14 protein-coding genes and 2 pseudogenes are annotated in these 15,794 nt (G+C 39.7%); 14 read left to right on the top strand and 2 right to left on the bottom strand.

All coding sequences use genetic code 11. The features are described 5' to 3' along the window. The first annotated feature begins 8 nt into the window (after positions 1-8). The 9 genes and pseudogenes from HPOKI112_RS07205 to ilvE all read left to right on the top strand — a co-directional run bounded on the left by HPOKI112_RS07205 (position 9) and on the right by ilvE (position 9,552). On the top strand, positions 9-572 hold the full coding sequence (locus HPOKI112_RS07205) for a UbiX family flavin prenyltransferase (protein ID WP_000780122.1): 564 nt from the start codon (positions 9-11) through the stop codon (positions 570-572). Then, complete coding sequence (gene coaD / locus HPOKI112_RS07200) at positions 572-1,045, top strand: pantetheine-phosphate adenylyltransferase (RefSeq protein WP_024118156.1); 474 nt, start codon at positions 572-574, stop codon at positions 1,043-1,045. Before HPOKI112_RS07205 ends, coaD begins: the two co-directional genes overlap by 1 nt. Before the next feature lies 1 nt (position 1,046). Further along, positions 1,047-1,622: a dTMP kinase gene (gene tmk, locus HPOKI112_RS07195; RefSeq protein WP_025276432.1), complete on the top strand. Its 576-nt coding sequence runs from the start codon at positions 1,047-1,049 to the stop codon at positions 1,620-1,622. Further along, positions 1,610-2,185, top strand: a complete 576-nt coding sequence (locus HPOKI112_RS07190) for a ComF family protein (RefSeq protein ID WP_025276431.1) — start codon at positions 1,610-1,612, stop codon at positions 2,183-2,185. Before tmk ends, HPOKI112_RS07190 begins: the two co-directional genes overlap by 13 nt. A gap of 32 nt (positions 2,186-2,217) precedes the next feature. After that, positions 2,218-4,257, top strand: a complete 2,040-nt coding sequence (locus tag HPOKI112_RS07185) for an HsdM family class I SAM-dependent methyltransferase (RefSeq protein ID WP_025310039.1) — start codon at positions 2,218-2,220, stop codon at positions 4,255-4,257. Positions 4,258-4,286: 29 nt separating this feature from the next. Then, positions 4,287-4,877 (top strand): annotated as a pseudogene (locus HPOKI112_RS07180) (restriction endonuclease subunit S); the annotation flags it as partial. A 65-nt stretch (positions 4,878-4,942) separates the two neighbouring features. Further along, positions 4,943-7,618 (top strand): DNA polymerase I, encoded by a 2,676-nt coding sequence (polA, locus tag HPOKI112_RS07175; protein WP_025310038.1) that lies wholly within the window; start codon positions 4,943-4,945, stop codon positions 7,616-7,618. A 114-nt stretch (positions 7,619-7,732) separates the two neighbouring features. Then, positions 7,733-8,479: an outer membrane protein gene (locus HPOKI112_RS07170; protein WP_025276427.1), complete on the top strand. Its 747-nt coding sequence runs from the start codon at positions 7,733-7,735 to the stop codon at positions 8,477-8,479. Positions 8,480-8,529: 50 nt separating this feature from the next. Then, entirely contained in the window at positions 8,530-9,552 is a 1,023-nt protein-coding gene (ilvE, locus tag HPOKI112_RS07165; protein ID WP_025310037.1) for a branched-chain-amino-acid transaminase, read from the top strand. A 4-nt stretch (positions 9,553-9,556) separates the two neighbouring features. Here ilvE and HPOKI112_RS07160 read toward each other — a convergent pair whose 3' ends face one another. Then, positions 9,557-10,252, bottom strand: a complete 696-nt coding sequence (locus HPOKI112_RS07160; protein ID WP_025310036.1) for an outer membrane protein — start codon at positions 10,250-10,252, stop codon at positions 9,557-9,559. Between the two features lie 133 nt (positions 10,253-10,385). On the opposite strand from HPOKI112_RS07160, the gene HPOKI112_RS07155 reads away from it, so the two are divergent. From HPOKI112_RS07155 to HPOKI112_RS07135, 5 genes and pseudogenes are all read left to right on the top strand, one after another. Beyond that, a complete protein-coding gene (locus HPOKI112_RS07155) occupies positions 10,386-11,519 on the top strand; it encodes an ABC transporter permease (RefSeq protein ID WP_025310035.1) in 1,134 nt (377 codons plus the stop codon). Then, a pseudogene (locus HPOKI112_RS07150) lies at positions 11,519-12,305 on the top strand (ABC transporter ATP-binding protein). The gene HPOKI112_RS07155 and the pseudogene HPOKI112_RS07150 overlap by 1 nt, the downstream one beginning before the upstream one ends. Continuing rightward, positions 12,290-13,105: an MlaD family protein gene (locus tag HPOKI112_RS07145; RefSeq protein ID WP_025310034.1), complete on the top strand. Its 816-nt coding sequence runs from the start codon at positions 12,290-12,292 to the stop codon at positions 13,103-13,105. Before HPOKI112_RS07150 ends, HPOKI112_RS07145 begins: the two are co-directional and overlap by 16 nt. A gap of 2 nt (positions 13,106-13,107) precedes the next feature. Next, entirely contained in the window at positions 13,108-13,785 is a 678-nt protein-coding gene (locus HPOKI112_RS07140; protein WP_025276423.1) for a hypothetical protein, read from the top strand. Positions 13,786-13,802: 17 nt separating this feature from the next. Then, positions 13,803-14,390 carry an META domain-containing protein gene (locus tag HPOKI112_RS07135; RefSeq protein ID WP_025276422.1) on the top strand — a complete coding sequence of 196 codons (588 nt, stop codon included), beginning with the start codon at positions 13,803-13,805 and terminating at the stop codon, positions 14,388-14,390. Between the two features lie 289 nt (positions 14,391-14,679). On the opposite strand, the gene HPOKI112_RS07130 is transcribed toward HPOKI112_RS07135, so the two are convergent. After that, complete coding sequence (locus HPOKI112_RS07130; protein WP_025276421.1) at positions 14,680-15,732, bottom strand: cytochrome-c peroxidase; 1,053 nt, start codon at positions 15,730-15,732, stop codon at positions 14,680-14,682. Positions 15,733-15,794 lie beyond the last annotated feature (62 nt).

Genomic DNA, 15,794 nt, shown 5'->3' with positions numbered 1-15,794 from the left:
GGATATTCATGAAATTAGTTTTAGGCATCAGCGGGGCGAGCGGGATACCCCTAGCCTTGCGGTTTTTAGAAAAATTACCCAAAGAAATTGAAGTTTTTGTCGTGGCGTCTAAAAACGCGCATGTCGTGGCGTTAGAAGAGTCTAATATTAACCTTAAAAACGCCATGAAAGATTTACGGCCTAGTGGTACTTTTTTCAACGAGCAAGACATCCATGCGAGCATCGCTTCAGGGAGCTATGGTATCCATAAAATGGCGATCATTCCAGCGAGCATGGACATGGTGGCTAAAATCGCGCATGGCTTTGGGGGGGATTTGATCTCTAGGAGCGCCTCTGTGATGCTTAAAGAAAAGCGCCCCTTACTCATTGCCCCTAGAGAAATGCCTTTAAGCGCTATCATGTTGGAAAATTTGCTCAAACTCGCCCATTCTAACGCGATCATTGCACCGCCGGTGATGACTTATTACACCCAGAGCAAAACCTTAGAAGCGATGCAAGATTTTTTAGTGGGGAAGTGGTTTGACAGCTTAGGGATAGAAAATGACTTATACCCACGATGGGGAATGAACTGATGCAAAAAATCGGCATTTACCCAGGCACTTTTGATCCGGTCACTAACGGGCATATAGACATTATCCATCGATCCAGCGAATTGTTTGAAAAGCTCATTGTCGCTGTGGCGCATTCAAGCGCTAAAAACCCCATGTTCAGTTTAGATGAGCGCTTAAAAATGATGCAACTGGCCACTAAAAGTTTTAAAAATGTAGAATGCGTGGCGTTTGAAGGGTTGTTAGCCAATCTGGCTAAAGAATACCATTGTAAGGTGCTAGTTAGGGGTTTAAGGGTGGTGAGCGATTTTGAATACGAATTGCAAATGGGTTATGCGAACAAATCCTTAAACCACGAATTAGAGACCTTATATTTCATGCCCACTTTACAAAACGCTTTCATCAGCTCTTCTATCGTGCGATCCATTATCGCACATAAGGGCGATGCGAGCCATTTAGTGCCTAAAGAAATTTATCCTTTGATTTCAAAGGTTTAAAATGTATGTGGCGTTAGAAGGCGTTGATGGCGCGGGCAAAAGCACTCAAGTAGGATTATTAAAAGACCGGTTTAAAAACGCCCTTTTTACCAAAGAGCCAGGGGGGACGAGAATGGGAGAGAGTTTAAGGCATATCGCTTTAAATGAAAACATCAGCGAATTGGCTAGAGCGTTTTTATTCTTAAGCGATAGGGCTGAGCATATAGAAAGCGTGATCAAACCGGCACTGAAAGAAAAAAAGCTCATCATTAGCGATAGGAGTTTGATTTCTGGCATGGCTTATAGCCAATTTTCAAGCTTAGAATTAAACCTGCTTGCCACTCAAAACATCTTGCCTACAAAAATCATTCTTTTAGTGATAGACAAAGAGGGTTTAAAACAGCGCTTAAGCCTTAAAAGTTTAGACAAAATAGAAAACCAAGGCACAGAAAAATTACTCACAATCCAGCAAAAGCTCAAAACTCACGCTCATGCGTTAAAAGAAAGATTCGGGTGCGAAGTTTTGGAATTAGACGCTCAAAAAAGCGTTGGGGATTTGCACCGCCAGATTGCAGCCTTTATTGAATGCGTTGTTTGACTTGTTTGAAGCTTTCTTTTAAGCCCCTTTGTTCAAATTGCTTGAACGATTTGCCCTTAAGCTTAAAGGTAAGGGTTTTAGAGGGCGTGAGCGTGTATAGTTTTTACGCTTATAGCGAAATAGAAGAGCTCATTAAAAGCAAATACGCACTGATTGGCTCTCGCATTTTGCCCTTGCTTTCTCAAAAGGCCGGCGCGGAGTTTGTGAAAATCTTACAAGAACAAGGCTTGAATACCCCCCTTTATGGCATCGCTATTGACGATAAGATCAAATCCTTTTACTCGCATTCAGCCGCACTTTTAAAAGGCTTTTGTCAAGGCAATTTAAAGCCCACTTACGGGCGTTTAAGGGCTAATAATACTATTTCGTATGCCGGGAAAAGCCTAGAATTTCGTGCCAATAACCCACGGAATTTCACCTTCAAAGGCGATGAAAGTTTAGATTATTTTTTATTAGATGATATTATCACCACCGGCACCACCCTAAAAGAAGCCCTAAAATACCTTAAAACCCTAAACATCAAAGCCCATTTTGCGATCGCGCTTTGCAGCGCAGATGAATGAGTTATAATTTTAATTTTTAAAAGGATAAAACCATGCAAGCTTTTCGGTTAGAAGATGATGTTGATGACTATGTTAAAAAAGAATTGACCAATTTAGGGCTTATGAAAAATACGGATTTTAATGTTAAAAGCCAAATGAGTCCTAGCCTTAAAAACGCCCTTTTGAATGCGAGTAAAACTAAAGACAAAACTTCTTATGGCGAGCCAGATTTCAGTTTAGAAAAATACACGCACCCTAAAAATAAAGAGAGCGTTATCCCTATAATCATAGAAAACAAACTCTACGCTAAAAATTTAAAAAAGCTCAAAAACAGCGCGTTGCAAAACGATGATCATTCCATTTCAAAATTCGCCGTGAATGGGGCTTTACACTACGCTCAAAATATCCTAAAAAACAAAGAAAAATATAAAGAATGCATCGCCATAGGCATCGCCGGCGATGATGAAGAAAACCTTTTGATAGAAGTGTATTATGTTTTTGCGAGCGGGATCAATTCGCACAAGCTCACTAACGCTAAAAACCTGCATTTTTTAGAAAATCAAGAATCGTTTAACGCTTTTTATAAAGAATGCACGCTCACTGAAGAAGAAAAGCATTTTATCTTAATCAAAACCAAAGCCGATCTAAACGAAACCGCTAAAAAACTCAACCGCCTTATGCATAACCATAACATCACCGCACCCCAGCGCGTGCTATACGTGAGCGGCATGCTTTTGTCCATGCAAGAAATTAAAGGCAAAAAAGAGGGCTTAAAACCAAGCGATTTAAAAGGCGAATTGACCGATACTAGCCGTGATGGTGTTTTAGTGTTTAACCAAATCAGCGAATTTTTGAAAACCAAAAACTTGAGCGAAGAAAAACGAGATCTCATGCTCGCCAGTTTTAAAGAAATCAGTAAAGACCCGCAGCGCGATAAAATAACGAGCCTGGATAAAGCCATAAGCATGCTTTTAGAAAAAGATTCAAGCATCACTAAGCAAATTTTTACCTTTCTTTATGAATTTGTCCATAAGCCCATTAATGAAAGCGACAATACCGGTCATTTAGACATCATGGGCGAACTTTATAGCGAATTTTTAAAATACGCTTTAGGGGATGGTAAGGAATTAGGCATTGTTTTAACCCCACCTTATGTAACTAAAATGATGAGCGAACTTTTAGGGGTTAATGCGAAGTCTTTTGTGATGGATTTAGCCACAGGGAGCGCGGGCTTTTTAATTTCTTCTATGGTGCTAATGATTGAAGACATTGAAAAAACCTATGGTAAAAACACCACTAAAGCGAACGAAAAAATAAAAAACGCAAAAACCACGCAACTTTTAGGCGTGGAACTTAACGCTGAAATGTTTTCACTAGCCACCACTAACATGATTTTAAGAGGCGATGGCTCAAGCTTGATCATCAAAGGCAACACTTTTGAAACCAATAAAAAGATTTATGAGGATTTTAAACCCAATATCCTTTTATTAAACCCTCCTTTTAGCTACGAAGAAAACGGCATGCCTTTTATTAAGTTCGGGTTAGAGTATATGCAAAAAGGCGCTTTAGGAGCGATCATTATCCAAGATAGCGCAGGGAGCGGGCAAGCTTTAAAATCCAATGTTGAAATTTTAAAAAAACATTCGCTTTTAGCGAGCATTAAAATGCCCACCGATTTATTCATGCCTCAAGCCGGGGTGCAAACAAGCGTTTATATTTTTAAAGCTCATGAGCCACACGATTATGAAAAGCCCGTTAAATTCATAGACTTTAGAAACGATGGCTTCAAACGCACCAAAAGAGGCTTGAATGAAACCTCTAACCCCACCAAACGCTACGAAGAAATCATTAAAATTTACAAAGCCGGCTTAAACGCTAAAGTTTCTAAAGAGCTGTGGGGCGATTTAAAAACCATCTATATTGAAGATTTTATCGCTAAGCCGCACGAAAATAAGCATGCTAAAGACTTTAATTTTGAAGCCCACCAAAAGAATGAGACTAAACCCGAATTAGAGGATTTTAAAAGAACGATAGCCGATTACCTTTCTTATGAAGTGGGTTTGATTTTAAAAAACCAAACGCCCCCAAAGTGATAGGCCCCCTTAGCAGCCAACTCAACGCTATTAAGTGGGGCGAGTTCAAATTAGGGGATTTGTTTGAAGTGTTGCCAAGTAAGAAAATTTATCATGCCAACACGATAAAAATCCATGACACGCAAATAGAAAACAGCTACCCTTATGTCGTGCGCGCTGCAACCAACAATGGTATAAAAGGCTTTATTATAGATGACCCTACATTTGCTAATGAAAAAAATACCCTTTCGTTCGCGCAAGACACTTTCACCGTGTTCTATCAAAAACAACCTTATTTTACAGGCAATAAGGTTAAAATTTTAAAACCAAAATTTGCTTTCAAAAGCCCTAAAATCTTACATTTTATAAGTGCGATTTTACAATTTATTTTAAAACCCTTAACTTGGGGGCTAGGCTCTACAACAGAAAGCATTGCGGAGTTTAAATTTTCTCTACCCCTAAAACCCACCGCTAACACTCAAACCATTGATGACATTGATTTTCCTTTCATGCACACCCTTATAAACGCCTTGATGAAGCAAATTATTCAGGGCGTGGCTGAATACTGCGACGCTAAAATACAAGCCACAAAAGAGATCATCAGCCAAGAAGCGCCCATTCAAAAAGACTCGTTATTTTGAAATAGATGAGGTCCAGCTTGTGTTACAATAAATTTAAAATTTGCTTGATTGAAGAGGGTTGAACCATGGAGCAGCCAGTCATTAAAGAGGGGACTTTAGCGTTAATTGATACTTTTGCGTATTTGTTTAGAAGCTATTACATGAGCGCTAAAAATAAGCCTTTAACCAACGATAAGGGCTTTCCTACAGGGCTTTTAACGGGGCTTGTGGGCATGGTTAAAAAATTTTATAAAGACAGAAAAAACATGCCTTTTATCGTGTTCGCTCTAGAAAGCCAGACTAAAACTAAAAGGGCTGAAAAATTAGGCGAATACAAACAAAATCGTAAAGACGCCCCTAAAGAGATGCTTTTACAAATCCCTATCGCCTTAGAATGGTTGCAAAAAATGGGTTTTGTTTGCGTGGAGGTGAGTGGGTTTGAAGCGGATGATGTCATCGCAAGCCTGGCCACGCTAAGCCCTTATAAAACCCGCATTTATTCTAAAGATAAGGATTTTAACCAGCTTTTGAGCGATAAAATCGCGCTTTTTGATGGTAAAACGGAATTTTTGGCGAAAGATTGCGTGGAAAAATACGGGATTTTGCCGAGTCAATTCACTGATTATCAGGGCATTGTGGGGGATAGCAGCGATAATTACAAGGGGGTTAAAGGCATTGGGAGCAAGAACGCTAAGGAATTGTTACAGCGATTAGGGAGTTTGGAAAAAATCTATGAAAATTTAGACCTGGCGAAAAATTTACTCAGCCCTAAAATGTATCAAGCCCTTATACAAGACAAAGGAAGCGCGTTTTTAAGCAAAGAGTTAGCCACTTTAGAAAGAGGATGTATTAAAGAATTTGATTTTTCAAGTTGCGCTTTTCCTAGCGAAAATCCCTTATTGAAAATTAAAGATGAATTGAAAGAATATGGTTTTATTTCTACTTTAAGGGATTTAGAAAATTCCCCTACGCCTTTAATTTTAGACAACACGCCCCTATTAGAAAATACGCCCGCATCAGACAACGCCCCTAAAAAATCACGCATGATCGTTTTAGAAAATACCGAGCCTTTGAACGCGTTTTTAGAAAAATTAAAAAAAACTAATGCAAGGATTTTTATGCGTTTGGTGCTAGATAAAGAAAAAAAAGTTCTAGCCCTAGCGTTTTTATATGAAGATCAAGGCTATTTTTTGCCTTTAGAAGAGGCGTTATTTTCGCCCTTTTCTTCAGAGTTTTTGCAAAACGCTTTTTCTCAAATCTTACAGCATGCATGTATCATTGGGCATGATTTAAAACCTTTGTTAAGTTTTTTAAAAGCCAAATATCAGGTGTCTTTGGAAAACATCCGCATCCAGGACACTCAAATTTTAGCGTTTTTAAAGAATCCGGAAAAAGTGGGGTTTGATGAAGTTTTAAAGGAATATTTAAAAGAAGATTTAATCCCGCATGAAAAAATCAAAGATTTTAAGACTAAAGCGGAAAAATTAGAACTTTTAAGCGTGGAATTAAACGCTTTAAAGCGTTTGTGCGAGTATTTTGAAAAAGGGGGGCTAGAAGAGGATTTGCTCACTTTAGCTAGAGACATTGAAACGCCCTTTATGAAAGTCTTAATGGGCATGGAATTTCAAGGCTTTAAGATTGATGTGCCTTATTTCAAGCGCTTAGAGCAGGAGTTTAAAAATGAATTGCATGTTTTAGAGCGCCAAATTTTGGATTTGATCGGCGTGGATTTTAACCTCAACTCCCCCAAGCAACTTGGCGAGATTTTGTATGAAAAATTAGAGCTTCCTAAAAATAAAAGCCATTCTACCGATGAAAAAAATTTGTTAAAAATCCTAGACAAGCACCCAAGCATCCCTTTGATTTTAGAATACAGAGAATTGAATAAGCTTTTTAACACTTACACCACCCCCTTATTGCGCCTAAAAGACAAAGACGATAAAATCCATACCACTTTCATCCAAACCGGCACAGCTACCGGGCGTTTAAGCTCGCATTCGCCTAATTTGCAAAATATCCCGGTGCGATCGCCTAAAGGCTTACTCATTCGTAAGGGCTTTATCGCCAGCTCTAAAGAATATTGTTTGCTAGGGGTGGATTATTCGCAGATTGAATTGCGCTTATTAGCCCATTTCAGCCAGGATAAGGATTTAATGGAGGCGTTTTTAAAGGGGCGAGACATCCATTTAGAAACTTCTAAGGCGTTGTTCGGTGGAGATTTAGCCAAAGAAAAACGATCCATCGCTAAAAGCATTAATTTTGGGCTGGTGTATGGCATGGGGAGTAAGAAATTGAGCGAAACTTTAAACATCTCTTTAAATGAGGCTAAAAGCTACATAGAAGCGTATTTCAAACGATTCCCTAGCATTAAAGATTATTTAAATGGCATGAAAGAAGAGATTTTAAAAACTTCTAAAGCCTTCACTTTGCTTGGGCGTTATCGGGTGTTTGATTTTACCGGCGCAAATGACTATGTTAAGGGCAATTATTTGCGAGAGGGCGTGAATGCGATTTTTCAAGGGAGCGCGAGTGATTTATTGAAATTGGGCATGCTCAAAGTGAGCGAGCGTTTCAAAAATAACCCTTCGGTGAGGCTGCTTTTGCAAGTGCATGACGAATTGATTTTTGAGATTGAAGAAAAAAACGCCCCAGAGTTGCAACAAGAAATCCAACGCATTCTTAATGATGAGGTTTATGCTTTAAGGGTGCCGCTAGAAACGAGCGCGTTTGTGGCGAATCGTTGGAATGAACTAAAAGGTTAGTTTTTTAATTGAGTTTAAGAAAAAATATATTATTATTTCTTTATAAGTAATACTTAGCCATTTTAAGCTAATATAATATAGAGCGATTATCAAAAAATAAAGGGAAAAGACTGAATGTTGAAAAGAATTATATTATTAGGGGCTTTGGGTGTTTTAGCGAGCGCTGAAGAGAGCACGGCTTTTGTGGGAGTCAATTACCAGGTGAGCATGATACAAAATCAGACTAAAATGGTGAATGACAACGGCTTGCAAAAGCCTTTGATAAAGTTCCCGCCTTATGCAGGAGCGGGTTTTGAAGTGGGCTATAAGCAATTTTTTGGTAAGAAAAAATGGTTTGGTGTGCGTTATTATGGGTTTTTTGACTACGCGCACAACCGCTTTGGCGTGATGAAAAAGGGTATTCCGGTGGGCGAGAGCGGGTTTATTTACAACAGCTTTAGTTTTGGGGGGAATACTTTAACGGAAAGGGATTCCTATCAAGGGCAATACTATATCAATTTATTCACTTATGGTGTGGGGTTGGATACGCTGTGGAATTTTGTGAATAAAGAAAACATGGTTTTTGGTTTTGTGGTAGGAATCCAATTAGCGGGGGATAGTTGGGCAACGAGCATCAGTAAAGAGATCGCTAATTATGCAAAACACCACAGCAATTCCAGTTACAGCCCGGCTAATTTCCAGTTTTTATGGAAATTTGGGGTCCGCACCCATATCGCTAAACACAATAGTTTGGAATTAGGGATTAAAGTGCCTACGATCACGAACCAGCTTTTCTCCATCACCAACGAAAAGGGATACACCTTACAGGCTGATGTGCGCAGAGTTTATGCGTTTCAAATCAGTTACTTGAGGGATTTTTAACCCCTTTTTAGATACAATCACACCTGAAACTATCCATTTAAAGGTGTGAAATGCCAAATTTAGAAAATTTAGACTGGAAAAATTTAGGCTTTAGCTACATTAAAACGGATTTTCGCTTCATCGCTACTTATAAAAACGGCTCGTGGTCGCAAGGCGGATTGGTTAGCGAAAATGTGTTGCAACTCAGCGAAGGCTCGCCGGTCCTACACTATGGGCAGGCTTGTTTTGAAGGCCTGAAGGCTTACCGCTCTCAAAAGGGGAAAGCTTTACTTTTTCGCCCTTTAGAAAACGCCAAACGCTTGCAAACTTCATGCGAAAGACTGCTCATGCCCAAAGTGAGTGAAGAGCTGTTTTTAAGGGCATGTGCTGAAGTAGTAAAAGCGAATCAAAAATGGCTCGCTCCTTACAAAAGCGGGGCGAGTTTGTATTTGCGCCCTTTTGTCATAGGCGTGGGGGATAATTTGGGGGTAAAGCCGGCTAATGAATACCTTTTTATCGTGTTTTGTGCACCGGTGGGGGCGTATTTTAAGGGGGGCATAGAAAAAGGAGGGGCTAGGTTTATCACTACGATTTTTGATAGGGCCGCGCCTAAAGGCACCGGTGGGGTGAAAGTGGGGGGGAATTACGCTGCAAGCCTGTTAGCCCATAAAATGGCCACAGAGCAAGGCTATGATGATTGCATTTATTTAGATCCTGCCACGCACACTAAGATTGAAGAAGTGGGGGCGGCGAATTTTTTTGGCATCACGCATGATAACGCCTTTATCACCCCGCATTCGCCAAGCATTCTGCCAAGCGTTACCAGAAAAAGCTTGATGGTTTTGGCTAAAGAATATTTGAATCTCAAAGTAGAAGAGAGGGAAATCTTAATGGATGAGTTGGGCGCGTTTAAAGAAGCTGGAGCGTGCGGGACAGCCGCAATCATTACGCCCATTAAAGAAATCACGCACAACAACAAGTCTTATTTTTTTGAAGCGCCGGGCCATATTACTAAACAACTCTATGATTTGCTTTTATCCATCCAACAAGGCGAACAAGAAGCCCCTAAAGATTGGATTTTTGAAGTTGGCTAAAAGGTTAAAATTTATAGCTGTATGCCGCATAAAATAAGGGCGAAGTTTCAAAGCTGCTGGAGCTAGAAAGCAATCTGGCGGTGGGTAAGATTTTAAACCCTAATTCAATGCGGTGTCTTAAAAAAAGCGTGAGCATAACCCCCCCATTAATCGCTAAACCCCCTGAAACCACAGAATGTTTAAAAAACTTGAAATTTTGCTTGTCTGTATAAACGACTAAAGCCCCCCTAGCTCCTCCAAACGCCCCTAAATAATGCTTATAACTCCCTAAAGGAAATTCCATAATCACATCCAAACCCACCGCAAGCATGGTAAAAAAAGAGTTGGTAGGATCTTTATGGCTTTGGTAATTCACTTTTCCTGACCCAAGATCCCATGCAAAAACCCCCCTAATCCCGATGTATTTTTTAAAAAAACTTTGCACGCCGGTTTTTAAATTGAGCGTTGCAATCCAATCTTTCATTTCCTTGCCTTGATAGTCCTTAATGGCCTCTACAGCGCCAAACCCTCCTAAAAAATACCACCCGCTTTTTTTGCGCGTGAGCTTTTGGCGGTTAATGATGCTTCTATAGAGCTTTTCATGGGCTTCTTGGTAATTTTTTTTAGGGGTTTTATTATGCAAAATAGGCATGGCTTCAAGGGGCGGAATAACAAAACCCCCCATTAAGAAAACGCCAAAAAAAATGATTTTTTTAAACATTTTAAAAATAATCAATCCTTTATTAAACAGAGTATTGTTTAACCTTTTGTTTTATCATTGTGTTAAAATAGCCGTTTTAACAAACAAAATTTTGTTAATAGATTTTACCTAATCTGAGAGAGAATATATTTTAATGAAGACAGAGAAACAAAAATTTTTAGAGATGCGTAAAGATGGGGCGAACTCTGTGCTGATTTTAAGAGGGGATTGGGATTTTAAAACGAGCGTGTTTCGTTTAGATGAGTTGAAAAAAAAATTATTAGATCATCAAGGGCCTTTAAAAATGGATTTTTCAGGGTGTCAAAAAGTGGATTTTGTTTTTGGCATGTTTTTATTTGATTTAATTAAGGAGCGTTCTTTAAACATTGAATTGTGCAATGTGAGCGAGAATAACGCATGCGCTTTGAAAGTGGTTAAAGACTGGCTTGAAAAAGAAGAGGATTTAGAATCTAAAAAAGCGGGCAAAAAATACGAACTTATGATCACTAAATTGGGTAAGAGCATCGTAGAGACTTACAACACCTTTTTAAACGCGTTCAATTTTTGTGGCATGATTTTATTTTACTTCATTAAAAGCGTTTTCAACCCCAAACGCTTTTGCATCACTCCTTTGCTCTATCATATCAATGAATCCGGGTTTAAGGTTTTGCCGGTGAGTATTTTAACGGTGTTTATCGTGGGGTTTGCCGTTGCTTTACAAGGGGCTTTACAACTACAAGACTTGGGCACGCCTTTGATGTCGGTGGAAATGACGGCCAAACTCGCTTTAAGAGAGATTGGCCCTTTCATTTTAACCCTCGTGGTGGCCGGGAGGAGCGCGAGCAGTTTTACCGCCCAAATTGGGGTGATGAAGATCACTGAGGAGTTGGACGCGATGAAAACCATGGGCTTTAACCCTTTTGAATTTTTAGTGTTGCCTAGGGTGTTAGCCTTAGTGATTGTTTTGCCTTTATTGGTGTTTATCGCTGATGCGTTCGCCATTCTTGGGGGCATGTTTGCGATTAAATACCAATTGGATCTAGGCTTTCCAAGCTATATAGACAGACTGCATGACACAGTGGGTTGGAATCATTTTTTGGTAGGGATTGTCAAAGCCCCTTTTTGGGGGTTTGCGATTGCGATGGTGGGGTGCATGCGCGGGTTTGAAGTCAAGGGGGATACCGAGAGCATTGGGCGCTTGACCACCATTAGTGTCGTGAACGCTTTGTTTTGGATCATTTTCTTAGACGCTATTTTTTCTATTCTCTTTTCTAAGTTGAACATATAATGAACGCTACTAACAACCAAGTCTTAATTGAAGTGAAGGATCTCCATAGCGCTTTTGGAAGCACCATTATCCATAGGGGCGTGAGTTTTAGCGTGCATAAAGGTGAAGTGATGGCGATTTTAGGGGGGTCAGGGAGCGGTAAAAGCACGCTTTTGAGGTGCATGATCTTGCTCAATCGCCCTACAAAGGGGGAAGTGTTGCTTTTTGGGGAAGATATATGGAAACTCAAAGAAAGAGAGCAGCAAAAGATTTTTAACCGCTGTGGGATTTGCTTCCAGTTTGGCGCGCTCTATAGCTCTTTAACCGTTTTAGAAAATGTGGGCGTGATGCTAGAGCAATACGGCGCCTATTCTAAAAAAAATTGTTGAAGAAATTTCTAAAATGTGGATTGAAAAAGTGGGTTTGCCCCCTAGGGCTTACCACCTTTACCCCTATGAATTGAGTGGGGGCATGAAAAAGCGCGTGGGTATAGCTAGGGCTATGGCGACTAACCCGGAAATCTTATTTTTAGATGAGCCAACAAGCGGGCTAGATCCTTATAGTGCGGGCAAATTTGACGAACTCATCATGACGCTCAAAGAGAGCTTACAGCTTACGGTGGTGATGATCACGCATGATTTGGACTCCGTGCATGATTGCGTGGATCGATTCATCATGCTCAAAGACGGGCTATTAGAGTTTAATGGGGATTTAAAGGATTTTATTAAAAAGGCTCAAACTCAAGGGCTAGATGAAGGCAATTTATTCAATTCAACACGAGGAGAGAAATTTTGGAAAGGCATGTGAATTACACTTTAATCGGCGGGCTCTTCTTTTTATGCTTAGTGTGCATGGTAGGCTTTATTTTATGGCTAGGCCATTTGGGCTTAGAAGACGGAAAGTATTATGAATACGTGGTCTATACGGACAAAGACTTGGGAGGCATTGCGACCAACTCGCCCATTAATTACAAAGGGATTCAAGTGGGTAATGTTATCAAAGTGGGTTTTGCAAAGGATAAAGTGGGGGTGGTCCGTTTGGATTTGATGATTAAATCCAGCGTTAAGATCCGTAAAGACTCCAAAGTGGCGGTTTCTTCTAGAGGGTTTATGGGGTTAAAATTTTTAGCCTTAGAGCAAAGCCACAATGAAGAATTTTATGGTAGTGGCGATAAAGGAGAGCGGATTTTAATCTTTAAAGAAGGGCTTATGGATCGCTTGAGCGGTGATGCTAATCAAGTGGTGCAAGAAGTGATGAAAGCGATTAGGAACGTGAATAGGATTTTAGACGATGAAAACGTGGAAAAGTTCAAGCACATTCTCGCTTCAGTGGATGATCTCATCGCTAACTTGGATTCAAGAAAGACTCAATTTGATTCTTTGATCAACAACGCTAACAATCTTGTTTCTAATGTCAATAATGTGGCTTTAGATGTGGATAAGCGCTTAAAACAGGGGCAATACGACTTTAAGGCGATGTTCACTCCCTTAATCATGCAAGCGCAGTTGAGCTTAAGAAATATTGATAATTTTGTGGAAAAAGGCTCTGCTTTGATAGATAAATTTGACGCTAACCCCTATAAAACGATTTTTGGAGAAAGGAAATAATCATGAGAGCTACGGCGATAAAAATCTTTTCATTCTCATCAGCATTAGCGTTGTTGCTTCAGGGTTGCTTGAGCATCAATTTAAAACAAATGCTACCAGAGATCAGAACTTATGATTTGAATGCGAGTTCTTTTGAAATCACGCAATGCCCTAAACCTTTGACTGAAGTGAGACTCATTAGTATTTTGAGCGCGGATTTATTCAACACTAAAGAGATCGTTTTTAAAGCACAAGACGGGCAGATCACGCATGGGAAGCACCAAAAATGGATAGACTTGCCTCGCAACATGTTAAAAACCATGTTCATGCAAGAAGCGCAAAAAGCATGCTTAGGCGTGGCTTTGCCCCCTTATGGCGCGGGTGCGCCCACTTATGCGGTGCGTTTTACGATTTTATCGTTTTCTCTTTTAGAAAAAGAAAATTCTACCTATAGGGCGGAATTTGCGCTAGGCTATGACATTAGCGTGAAAGGCGATTCGCATTCTGGGGTGATCATTAAGCATGAAAACATTTCTAGCTTGGAAAATAAAACGACCAAAACGAGTAAAAATGGCAATCAAGATTTTCAAGAAAGCGCGATACAATCCCTCCAACATGTAAGCGTGCAAGCGATGCAAGAAGCGATTTCTTTGATTAAAAAAGCCATTGAAGCGCAAAGCGTAAGCCCGTTAAAAAAATAAACATAAGGAGGAATTGTTTGAATTTACGATTGGCTGGAGCAAGCGTTTTAACGGCTTGTGTCTTTTCGGGGTGTTTTTTTTTAAAAATATTTGATAAAAAACTTTCTAGCAATGATTGGCATATCCAAAAAGTAGAAATGAATCATCAAGTCTATGACATTGAAACCATGCTCGCTGATAGTGCTTTTAGAGAGCATGAAGAAGAGCAAGATTCCTCTCTAAATACCGCTTTACCTGAAGATAAAACAGCGCTTGAAGCCAAAGAGCAGGAGCAAAAAGAAAAAAGAAAACACTGGTATGAGCTTTTTAAAAAGAAGCCAAAGCCTAAAAGCTCTATGGGAGAGTTTGTGTTTGACCAAAAAGAAAATCGTATTTATGGCAAAGGCTATTGCAACCGGTATTTTGCCAGCTATGTATGGCAGGGCGATAAGCACATTGGGATTGAAGATAGCGGGATTTCAAGAAAAGTGTGTAGAGATGAGCATTTAATGGCGTTTGAATTGGAATTTATGGAGAATTTTAAGGGTAATTTTACGGTAACTAAGGGTAAGGACACGCTCATTTTAGACAACCAAAAAATGAAAATTTATTTGAAAACGCCTTGAGTTTATGTTTTGTGTTTTAAATGCGATCTAAAATCAAAAAACATTCTAAATGATAAAGAGATTAAAAAATTTTTAAAAAATAGGAGTAAAACTCATTCTTTTAAGGGGATAGGGGTATTTTGAAACAATTCTCCCCCTACAACCCTCCAACTAAATCCCTCTAAACCCCATAAAGATCGCTTTTTAAGAGATTACCGCTTGCTTTTGGCTTTTTGATTGTTGATTATAAAAGATGCTTTGAGCGTTTTTAGATTTAGCGCCAAAAGCCCCCCTAAAAGGACTTTTTAAATCAAAAAGAGGGTTTAGGGGTTTTGTCTGTCATTACAGGGAGTTCTGGATAGAGTATTTTAGGTTTTTTACCCTTTAAGGCTTCAAAGAAAATTTCAATTTTTTTCGCTTCTTCATCGCTGATTTCAATGCCTAACTGGATAGAGCCCATTTCTTTGATCGCATCCTTGACATCCCAAAATTGCCCGTTATGGAAATAGGGCATCGTTTCGGTGATATTCCTTAAAGTAGGCACTTTCACAAGCCCGTTTTTATCGCCTTTGAAATCGCCCACATTAGCGAATTTATAAGGTTTGACCACCCCAAAAGGCTGCATCGTTCCCCCAAGATTAATGCCGTTATGGCAAGCCACACAGCCTTTAGAAATGAATAAATTCAGCCCTTCTTTTTCGGCTTTGCTGAGCGCTTTAGGATTGCCCCTTAAAAAATCATCATAACGGCTTGGGGTGATGAGCGTGGCTTCAAACATGGCGATACTATCGGCGATCAGTTTAAAATCAATTTTGACTTTAGAGCCATAAGCTTTTCTAAAGAGTTTGACATAGCCTGGCATGGAATTGATTTTTTCTACCACCACTTTAGGATCGGCCCCCATTTCAAAAGAAGACTGGATGGGCCCTTGCGCTTGTTCGTTTAAATGCGTAACCCTGCCATCCCAAAACTGCACATCGTTAAACACAGAGTTATACACCGTTGGGGAGCTTAAAAGGTGGGGATTTTTCTTCCATTGAGAACCTATGGCGCTTGGGACTAAATCCACCCCGCCTAAGCCTAGATTATGGCATGTGTTGCAAGACACGAGATAGGAAGTGGAAATCCTAGGGTCAAAATAGAGCATTTTGCCTAATTCCACTTGAGCGGAGGTCATGATCTCGCTGTTTTTGGTGCCAATACCCACATCTCTGGTTTTTTTGATCTGGTATTCTTTGAGCGCTTTGCCCATAGGCATAGGCTCTAATTGGCTTTCCCTCGCTTTTTTGATCAAATCCATATCGCTTAAAGCATGAGTGCAAGAAAAAGCCAAGCAAACGCCCAATAAAACGGATTTTTTCATGATGAACTCCTAAAATAGCATTAAAAATAATAAAAACTTTCTTATTATAACCACCATTTTAA

This window comes from Helicobacter pylori oki112 (genome assembly GCF_000600085.1).
GTDB lineage: Bacteria > Campylobacterota > Campylobacteria > Campylobacterales > Helicobacteraceae > Helicobacter > Helicobacter pylori_CY.
This window is presented reverse-complemented; position numbering and strand designations above follow the sequence as displayed.

Bases quoted from the DNA above. Each gene is read 5' to 3' on its own strand.
- HPOKI112_RS07205 (WP_000780122.1), top strand. From the start codon at position 9: ATGAAATTAGTTTTAGGCATCAGCGGGGCGAGCGGGATACCCCTAGCC.
- coaD (WP_024118156.1), top strand. From the start codon at position 572: ATGCAAAAAATCGGCATTTACCCAGGCACTTTTGATCCGGTCACTAAC.
- tmk (WP_025276432.1), top strand. From the start codon at position 1,047: ATGTATGTGGCGTTAGAAGGCGTTGATGGCGCGGGCAAAAGCACTCAA.
- HPOKI112_RS07190 (WP_025276431.1), top strand. From the start codon at position 1,610: ATGCGTTGTTTGACTTGTTTGAAGCTTTCTTTTAAGCCCCTTTGTTCA.
- HPOKI112_RS07185 (WP_025310039.1), top strand. From the start codon at position 2,218: ATGCAAGCTTTTCGGTTAGAAGATGATGTTGATGACTATGTTAAAAAA.
- polA (WP_025310038.1), top strand. From the start codon at position 4,943: ATGGAGCAGCCAGTCATTAAAGAGGGGACTTTAGCGTTAATTGATACT.
- HPOKI112_RS07170 (WP_025276427.1), top strand. From the start codon at position 7,733: ATGTTGAAAAGAATTATATTATTAGGGGCTTTGGGTGTTTTAGCGAGC.
- ilvE (WP_025310037.1), top strand. From the start codon at position 8,530: ATGCCAAATTTAGAAAATTTAGACTGGAAAAATTTAGGCTTTAGCTAC.
- HPOKI112_RS07160 (WP_025310036.1), bottom strand. From the start codon at position 10,252: ATGTTTAAAAAAATCATTTTTTTTGGCGTTTTCTTAATGGGGGGTTTT.
- HPOKI112_RS07155 (WP_025310035.1), top strand. From the start codon at position 10,386: ATGAAGACAGAGAAACAAAAATTTTTAGAGATGCGTAAAGATGGGGCG.
- HPOKI112_RS07140 (WP_025276423.1), top strand. From the start codon at position 13,108: ATGAGAGCTACGGCGATAAAAATCTTTTCATTCTCATCAGCATTAGCG.
- HPOKI112_RS07130 (WP_025276421.1), bottom strand. From the start codon at position 15,732: ATGAAAAAATCCGTTTTATTGGGCGTTTGCTTGGCTTTTTCTTGCACT.